The sequence below is a fragment of the Enterococcus sp. AZ078 genome (assembly GCF_051714985.1).
GTDB classification, from domain to species: domain Bacteria; phylum Bacillota; class Bacilli; order Lactobacillales; family Enterococcaceae; genus Enterococcus_B; species Enterococcus_B hirae.
Map to the genome: position 1 here is coordinate 1,017,501 of NZ_JBIOSW010000001.1, position 14,162 is coordinate 1,031,662.

At 35.6% G+C, this 14,162-nt stretch carries 9 protein-coding genes, 15 tRNA genes, 2 rRNA genes and 1 pseudogene (1 of these 27 only partly in view); 25 read left to right on the plus strand and 2 right to left on the minus strand.

The genetic code is table 11. The features are described from left to right. The 17 genes from IGJ18_RS04855 to IGJ18_RS04935 all read left to right on the plus strand — a co-directional run. Positions 1–286, plus strand: a 23S ribosomal RNA gene (locus IGJ18_RS04855); it begins 2,628 nt to the left of the window's first position. Between the two features lie 92 nt (positions 287–378). Beyond that, a 5S ribosomal RNA gene (gene rrf / locus IGJ18_RS04860) occupies positions 379–494 on the plus strand. A 65-nt stretch (positions 495–559) separates the two neighbouring features. After that, positions 560–633 (plus strand) — tRNA-Asn (locus IGJ18_RS04865). A gap of 40 nt (positions 634–673) precedes the next feature. Beyond that, positions 674–762, plus strand: a tRNA-Ser gene (locus tag IGJ18_RS04870). Positions 763–774: 12 nt separating this feature from the next. Then, positions 775–846, plus strand: a tRNA-Glu gene (locus IGJ18_RS04875). A 13-nt stretch (positions 847–859) separates the two neighbouring features. Continuing rightward, positions 860–932, plus strand: a tRNA-Val gene (locus IGJ18_RS04880). Positions 933–941: 9 nt separating this feature from the next. Next, a tRNA-Asp gene (locus IGJ18_RS04885) sits at positions 942–1,014 on the plus strand. A gap of 33 nt (positions 1,015–1,047) precedes the next feature. Next, positions 1,048–1,123: transfer RNA gene (locus IGJ18_RS04890), tRNA-Phe, on the plus strand. Position 1,124: 1 nt separating this feature from the next. Further along, positions 1,125–1,205 (plus strand) — tRNA-Tyr (locus tag IGJ18_RS04895). A 6-nt stretch (positions 1,206–1,211) separates the two neighbouring features. Continuing rightward, positions 1,212–1,285 (plus strand) — tRNA-Trp (locus IGJ18_RS04900). A 2-nt stretch (positions 1,286–1,287) separates the two neighbouring features. Then, positions 1,288–1,360: transfer RNA gene (locus IGJ18_RS04905), tRNA-His, on the plus strand. 9 nt (positions 1,361–1,369) lie between these two features. Continuing rightward, positions 1,370–1,441: transfer RNA gene (locus IGJ18_RS04910), tRNA-Gln, on the plus strand. A gap of 37 nt (positions 1,442–1,478) precedes the next feature. Then, positions 1,479–1,549: transfer RNA gene (locus tag IGJ18_RS04915), tRNA-Cys, on the plus strand. 21 nt (positions 1,550–1,570) lie between these two features. After that, positions 1,571–1,655 (plus strand) — tRNA-Leu (locus tag IGJ18_RS04920). Positions 1,656–1,716: 61 nt separating this feature from the next. After that, positions 1,717–1,789 (plus strand) — tRNA-His (locus IGJ18_RS04925). Positions 1,790–1,798: 9 nt separating this feature from the next. Beyond that, positions 1,799–1,870 (plus strand) — tRNA-Gln (locus IGJ18_RS04930). 9 nt (positions 1,871–1,879) lie between these two features. After that, positions 1,880–1,964, plus strand: a tRNA-Leu gene (locus tag IGJ18_RS04935). 126 nt (positions 1,965–2,090) lie between these two features. Here IGJ18_RS04935 and IGJ18_RS04940 read toward each other — a convergent pair. Further along, positions 2,091–2,384: pseudogene (locus tag IGJ18_RS04940) on the minus strand (transposase); the annotation flags it as partial. Between the two features lie 339 nt (positions 2,385–2,723). Between IGJ18_RS04940 and IGJ18_RS04945 the strand changes: the two are divergent. From IGJ18_RS04945 to IGJ18_RS04965, 5 genes are all read left to right on the plus strand, one after another. Then, the gene (locus IGJ18_RS04945) at positions 2,724–3,701 is read left to right on the plus strand and encodes a family 43 glycosylhydrolase (protein ID WP_438842955.1); all 978 of its coding nucleotides are present in this window, start codon (positions 2,724–2,726) and stop codon (positions 3,699–3,701) included. 16 nt (positions 3,702–3,717) lie between these two features. Then, entirely contained in the window at positions 3,718–5,151 is a 1,434-nt protein-coding gene (locus IGJ18_RS04950; RefSeq protein ID WP_438842956.1) for a PTS transporter subunit EIIC, read from the plus strand. Between the two features lie 40 nt (positions 5,152–5,191). Further along, positions 5,192–7,606 carry a glycoside hydrolase family 3 N-terminal domain-containing protein gene (locus IGJ18_RS04955; RefSeq protein WP_438842957.1) on the plus strand — a complete coding sequence of 805 codons (2,415 nt, stop codon included), beginning with the start codon at positions 5,192–5,194 and terminating at the stop codon, positions 7,604–7,606. Positions 7,607–7,716: 110 nt separating this feature from the next. Then, on the plus strand, positions 7,717–8,205 hold the full coding sequence (locus IGJ18_RS04960) for a PTS sugar transporter subunit IIA (protein WP_178306079.1): 489 nt from the start codon (positions 7,717–7,719) through the stop codon (positions 8,203–8,205). 145 nt (positions 8,206–8,350) lie between these two features. Next, positions 8,351–8,602: a hypothetical protein gene (locus IGJ18_RS04965; RefSeq protein WP_438842958.1), complete on the plus strand. Its 252-nt coding sequence runs from the start codon at positions 8,351–8,353 to the stop codon at positions 8,600–8,602. Positions 8,603–8,722: 120 nt separating this feature from the next. Here IGJ18_RS04965 and IGJ18_RS04970 read toward each other — a convergent pair whose 3' ends face one another. Continuing rightward, positions 8,723–9,685, minus strand: a complete 963-nt coding sequence (locus IGJ18_RS04970; protein ID WP_178306077.1) for an AraC family transcriptional regulator — start codon at positions 9,683–9,685, stop codon at positions 8,723–8,725. Positions 9,686–9,835: 150 nt separating this feature from the next. On the opposite strand from IGJ18_RS04970, the gene IGJ18_RS04975 reads away from it, so the two are divergent. The 3 genes from IGJ18_RS04975 to IGJ18_RS04985 all read left to right on the plus strand — a co-directional run bounded on the left by IGJ18_RS04975 (position 9,836) and on the right by IGJ18_RS04985 (position 14,117). Beyond that, positions 9,836–12,475, plus strand: coding sequence for a glycosyl hydrolase (locus IGJ18_RS04975; RefSeq protein WP_438842959.1), 2,640 nt, complete (start codon positions 9,836–9,838; stop codon positions 12,473–12,475). A gap of 130 nt (positions 12,476–12,605) precedes the next feature. Continuing rightward, on the plus strand, positions 12,606–13,757 hold the full coding sequence (locus IGJ18_RS04980; protein WP_438842960.1) for a PTS transporter subunit EIIC: 1,152 nt from the start codon (positions 12,606–12,608) through the stop codon (positions 13,755–13,757). A 216-nt stretch (positions 13,758–13,973) separates the two neighbouring features. Continuing rightward, positions 13,974–14,117, plus strand: a complete 144-nt coding sequence (locus IGJ18_RS04985) for a hypothetical protein (RefSeq protein ID WP_438842961.1) — start codon at positions 13,974–13,976, stop codon at positions 14,115–14,117. Positions 14,118–14,162 lie beyond the last annotated feature (45 nt).

Sequence of the window (14,162 nt, forward strand, 5' to 3'; positions counted from 1 at the left end):
TCCGTCGCGGGCGTTGGAAATTTGAGAGGAGCTGTCCTTAGTACGAGAGGACCGGGATGGACTTACCGCTGGTGTACCAGTTGTTCTGCCAAGGGCATTGCTGGGTAGCTATGTAGGGAAGGGATAAACGCTGAAAGCATCTAAGTGTGAAGCCCACCTCAAGATGAGATTTCCCATTTCTTTAAGAAAGTAAGATCCCTGAGAGATGATCAGGTAGATAGGTCAGGAGTGGAAGTACAGTGATGTATGGAGCGGACTGATACTAATCGATCGAGGACTTAACCACATTGGTAAAGAAAAAACTCGGTAGAGTTTACGAAATACTTCAAATCCAGTTTTGAGTGAGCAAAAGCAAACTCAATAATGATAACACCACAGTGTGGTGGCGATAGCGAGAAGGATACACCTGTAACCATGCCGAACACAGAAGTTAAGCTTCTTAGCGCCGATTGTAGTGAGGGGTTGCCCCTTGTGAGAGTAGGACGTCGCCACGCGGTTTATATAAACCCCATAAGTTTATCTTATGTGTGTGTTCGTTGTAAAAAACGAACAAGGTGATTCCGGCATAGCTCAGTTGGTAGTAGCGCATGACTGTTAATCATGATGTCGTAGGTTCGAGTCCTACTGCCGGAGTTCTCATTTATGAGAAAGAGTAATGAGCTTCTTTCACTCTGGAGAGTTGTCCGAGAGGCCGAAGGAGCATGATTGGAAATCATGTAGATGGTTCACGCTGTCTCAAGGGTTCGAATCCCTTACTCTCCGTAGCATTTTCCTGGCCCGTTGGTCAAGCGGTTAAGACACCGCCCTTTCACGGCGGTAACACGGGTTCGAGTCCCGTACGGGTCATTAATTGAAAAATGGAGGTTTAGCTCAGCTGGGAGAGCATCTGCCTTACAAGCAGAGGGTCAGCGGTTCGATCCCGTTAACCTCCATAATGAACTGGTTCCGTGGTGTAGGGGTTAACATGCCTGCCTGTCACGCAGGAGATCGCGGGTTCGATTCCCGTCGGAACCGTCATTCTTTTTCAATTAATACATTTTAAAATTTGGCGCGGTAGCTCAGTTGGTAGAGCAACGGATTGAAGCTCCGTGTGTCGGCAGTTCGATTCTGTCCCGCGCCACCATGGAGGAGTAGCGAAGTGGCTAAACGCGACGGACTGTAAATCCGTTCCTTAGGGTTCAGTGGTTCGAATCCACTCTCCTCCATTACATAGGGGCATAGTTTAAAGGTAGAACAGCGGTCTCCAAAACCGTTAGTGTGGGTTCAATTCCTGCTGCCCCTGCCATGGCGAATGTGGCGAAGTGGTTAACGCACCGGATTGTGGCTCCGGCATTCGTGGGTTCGATTCCCATCATTCGCCCTTCTTTATTGGGGTATAGCCAAGCGGTAAGGCAAGGGACTTTGACTCCCTCATGCGTTGGTTCGAATCCAGCTACCCCAGTTCTATAATTTCATTTATAGATTGAAAATAGTATAATGGCGGTATAGCCAAGTGGTAAGGCAGAGGTCTGCAAAACCTTCATCACCGGTTCAAATCCGGTTACCGCCTTAGTACTAATAAAATCAACTTGCCGGCGTGGCGGAATTGGCAGACGCGCTGGACTCAAAATCCAGTGCCCGTTGAGGGCGTGCCGGTTCGACCCCGGCCGCCGGTATTGACTAAGATGTACTCATCTTAGTTTTTTATTGAGAAATAAAATAACATTGTTTATAATGGCGAATGTGGCGAAGTGGTTAACGCACCGGATTGTGGCTCCGGCATTCGTGGGTTCGATTCCCATCATTCGCCCTTTCTTATTGGGGTATAGCCAAGCGGTAAGGCAAGGGACTTTGACTCCCTCATGCGTTGGTTCGAATCCAGCTACCCCAGTTTTTTTACGCCGGCGTGGCGGAATTGGCAGACGCGCTGGACTCAAAATCCAGTGCCCGTTAAGGGCGTGCCGGTTCGACCCCGGCCGCCGGTATCATAATGAACTCCTAATGTGTCTTACATTAGGGGTTTTCTTTTTGGTCTCTTTGTTAAATGATGTTGATAAAGAGAAATCTTAGAATCGTTTGGACAGAAAGAAGAAAATTTCTTTCTGTTCTTTTTATTTAATTAAAATAGTTTTACCTTGATAGATAATGATCCGTCGTTTAAAAGGATAAAAATTTCGAAAACTCTAAGCATTGCGCTTTAATACTTTGATAGGATTGTTTAAACATTCTAGTAGTTCATTTGAATAACTGTAGCAGAGAAGATTTTTAGTCTGAGTCAGAAACCTTTTAAACGTTTGTAAAGTTGTTGCACAGGTTTCTGGTAGATGGCTGATTTCTCTGCTTAAACAATATTCTTCGAAATAGATAGTTAGGTCTAGAATAATTAGGGTATCTTTAACAAGCTGTGTATAAGACATTGTGAACCCTCTTATGAATTGGTTCATTAAATTAATTCTAAAGGATTTCAAGGTGTCTTTTTTGTACTTTTAAATCATAAAAAGATTTTGGCAAATTTTACCAATATTAAAAAGTATAGAGCCGATTACTTTCAAAAGAATTAGATTTAAAATTATAGAAGGAAGTATATCAGTATATTCTTTTTCTATAGAATGAAATAGAAAAATTAACGAAAATAATCGTAGAATATGATAAGAAAGTAAAGTTAATATGACATTGTGAACAATTTCTGAAAGCGTTATATTAGTGTTGTTTAAGACATACTAAATAAATAAGGGGGATAAAGTATGTGTCAAGAGATAAAGTCAGGTCAACCATGGTTTGACACAGATGGTAATCGGATTCAAGCGCATGGTGGTAGTGTAATTTACGTGAATGGACTTTATTATTTCTATGGTGAGAATAAAGAGAACACCAAAGTTGGCTCTGGTATTTGGCACAATGGAGTCAATTGTTATTCATCAGAGGATTTGGTTAATTGGAAATTTGAGGGGACTATTTTAAAGTCATCTAATGATTTAGGAAATCCGTTACATCCATCAAGAATCATGGATCGCCCACATATCATTTATAATAAAAAAAATGATGAATTTGTTATGTGGGTGAAACTTGTAGGAACTGACGAAAATCCAAGAGATTGGAACTACCAATATATGGGAGTAGCTACTTCCAAATCAATAACAGGAGAGTTCAAAATTGTTAATAAACTGATTCCATTGGACATGAGCAGTGGCGATTTTGACTTATTCGTAGATGACGATGAAAAAGCATACTTAGTCTTTGGTAAGGTTCATACAGAAATAGTAATAGCTGATTTAACTGACAATTATCTAGATTTAACAGGTAAATACACAACTCATTTACATTTTTATGGACCGCCGATTGCAAGAGAAGCACCTGCTGTATTTAAGAAGGATAATGAATATTTTATGATTACCTCTGGAACGACAGGTTACTATCCAAATTCATCGTTAGCAGCGAAAGCATCTAATATACATGGTCCATGGTATATAACAGGTGATCCGTGTATAAATGATAATGAGAAAAATTCTTTTAATTCACAAATAAGTAGTGTATTTAAAGTACCAAATAAGAAGTTGTACATCGCAATAGGCGATCGTTGGGTTGTTGACCTGACGAAAAAAATTGAGAAAAGTTCATGGAACATAGATACAAGCATTTCAGAATATGTCTGGCTACCTATTGACTTAAGTAGTGGAATACCACAAATAATTTGGCATCCACACTGGAATCCGAATAAATAGAGAAGGGGAGCCCAAAATGAGTTTGAAAGAAATGGCAAAACAAATTGTAGATGAAGTTGGTGGGAAAGACAATATTGTAAGTGTCACCCATTGTGTAACAAGATTAAGATTTGTATTAGCAGATGAATCTAAAGCAAACGATGATAAAGTAAAAAAAATAGATAAAGTTCTTGGAGTAATGAGAGCAGGTGGGCAATATCAAGTAGTTGTTGGAAATATTGTGAATGATGCCTATAAAGAAGTAGAGAACATTTTGAGTAATGAAGCAAGCAGTAAGGTAGTAACAGCTGATGGAGTTGAAATGTCTGAGGATGCTACTGGAATGAAGGATAAACTTGATTCAATTCGGGACAAAAATAAAGAAAAACTGATTAACAGAGTTTCAAGGATGCTAATGAATACAATTTATCCACTTGTACCAACAATGGCAGCAGTTGGGGTATTTAAAGGATTGCTGGCTCTGTTTGTTTTAGCTGGATTATTAAAAGAGACTGATGGAACTTATATTATTTGGGCAGCAGCCAACGATGGTTTTTTATATTTAATGCCACTAATGATTGCGTTTTCTACAGCAAAATACATGAAGTCAAATCCATATATTGCGGCAGCAATTGCTTCAAGTATGGTATTTCCTGCAATTGTTACAGCTTTGGGTGTAGAAGCAGAGGCTATTAATTTTCTTGGTATTACTGTTCCACAAGTAGGGTATGGTAATTCTCTATTTCCAATGCTAATTAGTACAATGATTGCAGCAAAATTTGAACACTTTTTAGATAAGTATATTCCGCAATTTTTAGAATTTATCAAGATTATGATTGTTATTGTTGTTATGATTCCTTTAATGTTTCTTGCAATTGGACCGGTATTTACAGAAGTTGGGAAACTATTAGGTGGCGTTGTAACTGGAATGTATGGTTTAAGCCCAATTCTTGCAGGGTTATTCTTCGGAGCATTTTGGCAGGTATGTGTAATGTTTGGTATCCACTATGCTTTGATTCCTGTTTTGACGGATATTGTTTTACGAGAAGGTTCTAGTGCATTTAACCCAATTTTAGGTATGGGAGTTTGGGCATTAGCAGGTGCATCACTTGGTTTTGCTTTGAAAACAAAAGACAAAACGAAAAAAGCTCTTGGTTTTTCAACAATGACTTCTGCCTTATTTGGGATTACAGAGCCTGCAATCTTTGGAGTTGCTTTGACTTACAGAAAACCATTTCTTGCGGCTATGATTTCTGGTGGTATCGCTGGCATGCTGTCTTCATTTCTTGGAGTTAACCAATATTCTCCAGCAACAGTTGGAGGCGTTTTAACATTTGGTGCTCACATGAATCCAAATGGTAATCCCAATTCTTTGATTGGCTGGATAATTTGTTTCTTCGTTGCATTTGGTATTAGTGCAGTCTTAACAATCTTTATGACAAAGCCAGATGAAAAACTGGATATAGCTTAGTATAGGTGTAGTAATCAAATTAAGAAAGGTTTGAGAAAAATTGAATTATCAAAATGCAAACTTATCAAATGTAGAAAGAGCTCATGATCTTCTAAAACGATTAACAACAGAAGAAAAAGTAGCTCAATTACAATGCTACAATCCGAAAGACAAAAATGGTCCTAACTTGGAAAATGATTTTTCTCATGGTGTAGGGGCAGTGGCTTTCCTTGCAGCTGCATGGGATGATTCAAAAGAAATGGTTGCAGAGAAGTTAAATAATTACCAGAAACAAGTGATGAAAAATAGTCGGTTTTCTATTCCAGCATTGTTTCATATAGAAGGATTAACTGGTGTATTGATGCCTGAAGCAACGAGTTTTCCTACTGGAATAGGCAGAGGTTCTGCTTGGAATCCATCTTTAGAAAAAGAAATGGGACAAGTAGTAGGAAAAGAGATGGACGCAGTGGGGATCAAACATGCTCTAGCCCCAGTTCTTGATGTTACAAGAGATGCTAGATTAGGAAGATATGGAGAAAGTTACAGTGAAGATCCTACATTAGTCTCAGCACTGGGTACCTCATATGTTTCAGGAATTCAGAACTCAGGTGAAAATTCAAATTACAAAATTATGGCAACTAGCAAACACTTTATTGGATATCATGCCGGGCAAGGAGGGATCCATGCAGCAGCAAGCAATATCCCTCCTAGAGAATTACAAGAAATATTTGGCAAACCATTCCAAGCAGCAATAGCTAAAGGTAATTTGAGATCTGTAATGAACCAGTATGGTACCGTTGACAGTGAACCTGTTACGGCTTCAAAAAAAATCTTAAAGGATTTGCTGAGAAAAGAAATGGGATTTAATGGATTACTAGTATCTGACTATGCTTCAATTGAAGAATTGTATACTCGTATGCATGTTTGTGAGAATGCCGATGATACGGCTGCTAAAGTATTAGATGTAGGATTTGATATGGAATTTCCAACACCTAAAGCCTATAGTGATAATTTAGTTAAATTGATTGATCAAGGAGAAATTAATCCCAAATTACTTGATGAGGCTGTTCTACGAATTCTAATCGAAAAATTTAAATTAGGACTTTTTGAAAGTCCATTTGCAAAATCTGAAGAAGAAATTTCGGAAATATTCAACCTTAAAAGTTCTAAAGAGGTTAGTCTGCAATATGCAAGAGAATCACTAGTTCTCTTAAAAAATGAGAATATTTTACCATTAAATACTGATAATAAAAAAATTGCAATTATTGGTCATTTAGGTAAATCAGTAAGAAGTTTGTTTGGCGGTTATTCATATATGAGTGTTGTTGAGTTAGCTATGGGTGCAAGAAATACAATGGCAGGTATAGAAGTTCAAGATTCTGACGTATTATGGAGAAATCAAAAGAAAGCAACTTATCCTGGTAGTATGATAGAGCTTGAAATTCCTAAATTGGAACAAGTTGCCAGGAAAGCCTACGAGCATTGCAACAATATTTTTGAAGAATTTAAAACAGCATGCCCTACAGCAGAAGTGAGTTATGAATATGGCTATCCATATGTTGGTGATGATATGAGCCAACATGAACCAGCATTAAAACTTGCTGAAGAATCTGACATAACGATTGTCACGGTAGGTGGAAAATATGGTTGGGGGACATCTTGTTCAACGGGTGAAGGTGTTGATTCAAGCAGTATCAATCTTCCTGTCTGTCAAGAAGCATTTCTGGAAAAACTAGGAGAAAAGGGAATTCCTTTTATCGTTGTTCATTTAGATGGTAGACCTATTTCAAGTAATGCTGCTGATAAATACGCTCAAGCAATTATTGAAGCTTGGAATCCGGGGGAATACGGTAGCCAAGCAATTGTTGAGACAATTACTGGCAAAAATAATCCTAGTGGCAGATTACCAGTTTCTATTGCCTATAGCTCAGCGCAAGCACCACTTTACTATAATCATAGTCAAGGATCAAGCTACCATGTAGGAACAGATTCACCTTTTTCGACTTATATTGATTTACCTCATACGCCAAGATACTACTTTGGTTATGGATTGTCATACAGCACTTTTGAATACAGTGGTTTGAATGTTGAGAATAAAGAGATTAAGCCATTTGAACAAGTATGTATTCAAATTACGGTGCAAAATATCAGTGATAGAACAGGTATAGAAACTGTGCAGGTCTATGTTCGAGATAAAGTTGCTTCAATGGTTAGACCAGAGCGCGAATTAGTAGGATTTTGTAAAGTGGTATTAGAACCAAATGAAAGTAAGCAAATTGAATTTTCTATTTCACCAAGTCAATTTGCATTTCTAGATGAAGATATGAAGTGGAAGATTGAAGCGGGCGAATTTGATTTGTTAGTAGGGAGTTCAGCAAACGATATTCATTTGGAAGAAAAATTCTCCATTAGTGAAAGCAAGTATATGGCAAGCAAAGATAGAAACTTCTATGCTTCTCACAAAATTTTAGACTAAATAATAATGATTAAGGCCGTGAACTTGTTCCCTTGTTTCTTTTAAGGTAATAAAACAAGTCATGGCTTTTCTTGACGATAAAGTATGTTAAAAATTTAGGAGGAAATACTATGTTCAAAATATTTAAAAAGAATAAAAGTAAAGATATTACTATTTTTAGTCCAGTAAAAGGAAAAGTTATCCCTATTGAATATATCAACGATGGGGTGTTTTCTGAAAAAATGTTAGGTGATGGATTTGCAGTTATTCCTAATAGTAATGAAATATATTCTCCAGTCATCGGTAAAGTAGTAAATATTTTCCCAACAAAGCATGCGATAGGTATTCAAACAGATGCGGGATTGGAAATACTTATTCATATAGGTTTAGACACAGTTGAGCTGAATGGAGAACCTTTTGAGTTGCTGATAGATATAGGGGAAACGGTTGATGAAAATACCTTATTAATGAAGGTTGATTGGCCTTTAATAGAAGCCAAAGGGAAAGGAAACCCAGTGATAGTTGTGTTCACGGATACTGAAATAATAGACTTGATAGAAATGAAGACTGACTCTGATACGGTTGAAAAACAACCAATTGGATTAGTCCAGCTAAAGTGAAAGTTTAATACTATGAGAACTCGATACTTGCTATGGTTCAGGATATAGGGATGTGGAAAAAATTGAGTGTGCTGTCTTTAAAAAACGGTAAAGACATTAATATATCAGTCTTCAATTATAAAAAAATGAGTACATGGCTTCTTTTATGCCGAATCAACTAAGCAACTGGCCTTACAAAATATCTTATAAGAATATAGAATTGTCTGTCGAATTTGAATGTATAAAAACAAATAAAATATTTCATGGACTTGTAGAAACTAAAGGTTCAGTTTTTTCTTATACTGCAGGTAGAGGTCATAGATATTTAATCCATGACAAGAAGTATTGTGAGCAGCAAAGTAACTGGGTAAGTGAAAGTTTCTCTTCTCAAAAAAAGAGAGAAGAGAAATTCTTTTAACGCAAGAAGACAGTTGATTTATTATGACGACATTTCTTAAAAAGTAGCTAAACAATTTTAGTTACTTTTTAAGAAATTTAAAGTAATAGAAGTCTGTTACATTGCGTCTGCTATCCTTTATTATCTTTCCGAAGGTAGCTTATTGAATTTTTCTTTGTATTTATTATAGAAGAAAGTTGGGTTTGTAAAACCGGCTGCAATGGCTACATCATTAATTGTTAAGTCAGAATGTTGTAATAGCGCATGTGCACGATCTAGTTTTTTCTCTAAAATAATTTCTGAATAACTTTTCCCAATTTTCTTTTTCAATAAGGTGCTTAGATAATTTGGTGTGTAATTAAATTTTTTGGCCAATAAAGATAAATCCAAACTTTCATAATTTGTTTCCAAATATTTTAGAATTTCCAATATTTCCTGTTCTTTGCGGCTTGTTTGACCGTTTGTTTCATAATCAAAGTCTCGAAGTAGCTTAATAAAAAAGATACTAAGATAATGACTAATGACTTGTTTATCTCCTATATTTGGAGAGTACGATTCAAGCAACATATCACAAATTGTAGAGTGAATTTTTTCAAAGTCCCTGTTTTTAAAAATAATGTATTGACGGTGATTGGCAGTTTCAGATATGACATTCATTATGAAATCTGTAATGATACCTTTATTTAAAGAATTTGAGAGCAGCTGGTTTTTAAAGTAGTTTTTATGAATCAATATATTGATTATAATATCTTGTTCTCCTGTTTCTTTAATTGAGTGAGGGACATCTGTATCAATTAGACAAATTTGTCCTTTGGTAAGGAGAACTTCTCTGCCATCAATGATTTGTGTGCATTGACCATTAAAAATATAATTGATCTCTATGAAATTGTGTATGTGTGTAGGAACTGGAGCAAATCGATTATGTTTTTGAATGGTAAAGTCGTCATTTTTAGGAATATAGCCATCAAATATATAGACTTTTTGTTGGTTAATCATCTTGAATTTCATGAATTCATAAGATTTTGAAAGAGTGTGGGTTTCTAAATAACGCAGTTCACTTTTATTTTTCTTATACAAGTTTTTTTCTAGTAATTGCAGCTCCATGAGAGTAGAAGCACTCCTTTCGTAGAAAATGATATAAAAATACATGTGTTTTGACATTGATGGATGAATGTAATCATAATACCATATTATAAGAAAATAAAAAATTTTCTTACATATGTATGAAAAATAGAAAGTGAGGAAATTAGATAATTGAAGAAAATTGTTAAGGCAATTAACCGAGAATATGATAATCATTTTTTACCTTTTTTATGGATGCATGGAGAAGATCATCAGATAATTGGTGAGTATTTAGAAAAAATCTCTGATGCAGGTATCCAATCAATTTGCATTGAATCAAGGCCGTATGAGAACTTTTTAGAGGAGCAATGGTGGTCTGATTTGTCATTTATTATTAAAGAATGTAAAAAGCTAAACATGACTGTCTGGGTACTAGACGATAAGCATTTTCCAACAGGCTATGCAGCGGGAGTAATCGAAGCACAGTATCCTCATTTACAAAAACAGTTCTTAGCAATGAAGTCATTGGATTTTGTTGGACCACGAGAAAATGCAGAAATTCTGCTAGATTGGTTGGTTTCAGAACGGCCAAATATAATGAATGTTGGGACAGAGGTAGAAAAGCTTTCGGCTCATTCAAATAACATAAAAAATGAGATTTTGGGTATTTTTGCAGCTAAGAAAACAGCCTACAGTGAAATTGATGAAGAAATAATTATTGATCTTAGTGAGTATATGAATGAACGTACGCTATTTTGGAATGTACCTGAAGGTGAGTGGACCATTTTTGCTTTGTACACTACATTCGAAGGTGGGGAAGAAGCCACAAAAGGGTACTTAAACCCATTAGTTAAAGAATCCACACAAGTATTAATAGATACCGTTTATGAGCCTCATTATAAGCATTTTGGTAAAGAATTTGGAAAAACAATTGCTGGATTTTTTTCTGATGAACCACGTTTTGGTAATGTTAAAGGACCAAATGCATCAATTGGAAGACAAGAAATGCAACTATCATGGAGAAAAGGGTTAGAGGTTGAATTAGCAGAAAAAATGAGGATTCCTCAAGATAAAATATACCCCTATTTATTGCTATTGTTTACTGGTGAAAATAAAGAAGCGCACGAAGTTCGATACCAGTATATGAATTTAGTAAGTCAGTTGTATTCAGAGAATTTTTCCGAGGTCATTGGAGAATGGTGTAATAATCGAAATGTTGAATATATTGGTCATGTGATTGAAGATAATAACGCTCATGCTCGTTTAGGTTATGGTGCTGGACATTTCTTTAGGTCAATGGCAGGACAGCAGATGTCAGGAATTGATGTTGTATTACATCAATTGATTCCTCGCCAAAACAATGGTTTATTTAAGTCGTATACAAGTACCGGTTGGGATGGAGAATTTTTCACATATGGATTAGCAAAATTAGGTTCCTCACTAGGTCAATTAGACCCACAAAAAAAAGGAAGAACGATGTGTGAAGTTTATGGAGCATATGGCTGGTCTGAAGGACTTCGTTTAATGAAATGGATAACAGATCACATGCTAGTAAATGGAGTAAATTATTTTGTTCCTCATGCATTTACAATGAAAAAATTTCCAGATCCTGATTGTCCACCACATTTTTATGCACATGGTCATAATATGCAATTTCCATATATGAATAAGTTGATTGAATATGTAAATCGAATCAGTTATTTGCTTTCAGAAGGGAAATTTACTAGTTCAGTTGGAGTGTTATATCATGCCGAAGCAGAGTGGTCTGGAGACTATATGTTATTTCAAAAGCCTGCTAGAACTTTAACTGAAAATCAAATTGGTTTTAATATCGTTTCTGCAGACATGCTAACCAACCAAGCACTTATTGTTGACTCAAAATTTGTGTTAAATGAAATGACATTCAATACATTGATCATACCGTATTCAGAAAGACTACCAATCAAATTGCTTAATCAGATAACCCGTCTAGCAGATAAAGGCGTATCAGTTATTTTTGTAGACGGCTATCCATTAGGGACTAGTGAAAACATAACGGATACAGAGTTATTTGAGAAGATCAAAGAAAAATGTAAAGTAAGTAATTTAAGCGATTTAAATAATAATCTTAGAAATCAAGTGGATCAATTAGAAGTAGATAAAGTTTCTCCATATTTGAGGTATTATCACTATACTCAAAAAGATGGAGAGATATTCATGCTATTTAACGAAGATCTGTATGAACCACTAGAATTTGCTGCTTCATTTCCAACAAAAGAAGATTTATTAATCTATAATCCAATTGAAAATAGGATTGTTCGACCAACTAAAATACAAGGTAAGTACCAGGTCTATTTAGATCGCGGAGAAACACTTATTTTTTATACTGAAAATGAACTTAAACAACGTATTGAGGTGGATGAAGTTGGAATAAATGAATTATCTTTAAATCATTATCCTTGGTCTGTGGAAATTGTTAGAGGATATGGATTACCTGAAAGAAGAAATTGGAATTTTGATAAGCTGCCGAATCTAACAAAGTTACCTGAATTTAGTGATTTTTCTGGTGAATTAATTTATAAAACTTACTTCGAATCTAAAAGCGAAAAGTTATCTCTGAATATTTCAGATCTATCTGAAATAGCAACAGTTCGATTAAATGGCGAGGAGATTGGAACTAAAATTTCATATCCGTATAATTTTGATTTATCCGAAAAACTTAGGGTAGGTAAAAATGAATTGGAGATAGCTGTTATAAATAATTTAGGTCGTCATGTGAAGGACTACTTATCTCAATACTTATATTTAGACCCAGTAGGAATTTCAGGAAGTGTTACATTGATTGAATATTAAATGTCCGGTCTGCTAGTTAAAATAAAGATTAAGAAATTTATAGAGAATTGATTTCTTGATTTTTATACTATCACTGCTTGAGAAACTCGTTTAATCGCTTTGTTGGTAATTTTATGTAGGAGGGAAATGAGTGGGTAACGTGAATTTTTCAAAAGAAGTTGCTGTGACAAATAAAAGGAATGTATTTGATGCATTTTCAGCAACTGTTTCAGGTATTTTTTCTCCCGTTCTAGGGATATTAGCTGCTTCAGGTACAATTAAAGGTATATTGTCTATTCTGCAAGTAAGTCATATTCTTAAAGATGATTCAGGGACATATATTATTATATTTGCTATTTCAAATACATTTTTCTATTTTATGCCAGTTGTACTCGGTGCCTCAGCGGCAAAATATTTCAAAACAGATAGCTATTTGGGAATGATTATTGGTGCGTCAATGATTTATCCTTCACTTATTCCTTATATTTCAGAAGGAAATTTAACTTTTTTAGGTCTCTCGGTAAATATGACAGATTATACTTTTTCTGTCTTTCCAGTAATTATAGCAGTATGGTTTGCTTCAAAAATTGAAAGACAAATTCAGAAAATCCCATTAAGAGAGGTACGTTTTTTAATTCAACCAATGCTTATTTTGATAGTTATTATTCCTAGTTCTTTATTAGCTATCGGACCTTTTGTATCTCGGTTTAGTAAAATTATCGCTGTAATGATGGACTTAGTGTATAGCTTTAGCCCAATTATAGCTGGAATAGTATTAGGTGGAACATGGATTTTATTAATTATACTAGGACTACATTGGCTATTTATCCCTATTTTCATTAGCAATATAGCAGTGCAAGGGTATAATCCAATTTTAGGACTATTACTAGCAAGTCAATTTGCGATTGCAGGAGCATCTTTTGCTGCAGGACTGAAATCAGAAAAGGAAGATTTAACAGCGTTGTGTTATTCAGTAGGAGTCACTACTTTAATAGGTGTTGCTGAACCAGCTCTTTATGGAGTATTACTTCCGTTGAAAAGACCTCTTATTGCAGCTGTAATTGGTGGCAGTGTAGGGGCAATGATTGCTGGTATGACAAATACAGTACAATATGCTTTGGGCGGATTTGGACTATTAGGAATCCCGTTAATTATCAATAGTAAAGGAATTGATGTCGGTTTTTATGGAGGAATAGCTTCTCAAATTATTGGTTTCACTGTTGCTTTCCTAATAACATTGGTTTGGGGATTAAAAAAAGAAGTAAATAAAAAGGAAATAAAAGCAGATCTATCGATGTATTAGTTAAATAATCACCCAGATGATGTTGGTAAAGAGAAATCTTAGAATCATTTGGACAGAAAGAAGAAAATTTCGGCGCTTTGTCAATAAGAACTGATGCATGGTGTAAAAAAAATCTGAGACAGAATGAGGTTCATTCTGACCCAGATTTTTTTGTTATAGAACCATTTTCTTTTTGAAGCGTTGTCCTACTCTCTATACAGAAAATCATTCCACATCATGAAAAGAACCGTACCTACTGCCGTACTAGAAGCTAAAATGAATAGAGGTAATGAAGATGAAGAAAACGTTTTTCTATCTGATGATTTTTATGAGTTGCTATCGCTACTACAAAGAGCAGAAAATGGTCCTTATCATGGGTGAGGGTTCTACAGGGATTCAAACGTTAGATAGCCTATGATTTTTCTG

Excerpts from the sequence above, each read along its gene's own strand:
- IGJ18_RS04945 (WP_438842955.1), top strand. The coding sequence starts at position 2,724 with ATGTGTCAAGAGATAAAGTCAGGTCAACCATGGTTTGACACAGATGGT.
- IGJ18_RS04950 (WP_438842956.1), top strand. The coding sequence starts at position 3,718 with ATGAGTTTGAAAGAAATGGCAAAACAAATTGTAGATGAAGTTGGTGGG.
- IGJ18_RS04960 (WP_178306079.1), top strand. The coding sequence starts at position 7,717 with ATGTTCAAAATATTTAAAAAGAATAAAAGTAAAGATATTACTATTTTT.
- IGJ18_RS04965 (WP_438842958.1), top strand. The coding sequence starts at position 8,351 with ATGCCGAATCAACTAAGCAACTGGCCTTACAAAATATCTTATAAGAAT.
- IGJ18_RS04970 (WP_178306077.1), bottom strand. The coding sequence starts at position 9,685 with ATGGAGCTGCAATTACTAGAAAAAAACTTGTATAAGAAAAATAAAAGT.
- IGJ18_RS04985 (WP_438842961.1), top strand. The coding sequence starts at position 13,974 with ATGAAAAGAACCGTACCTACTGCCGTACTAGAAGCTAAAATGAATAGA.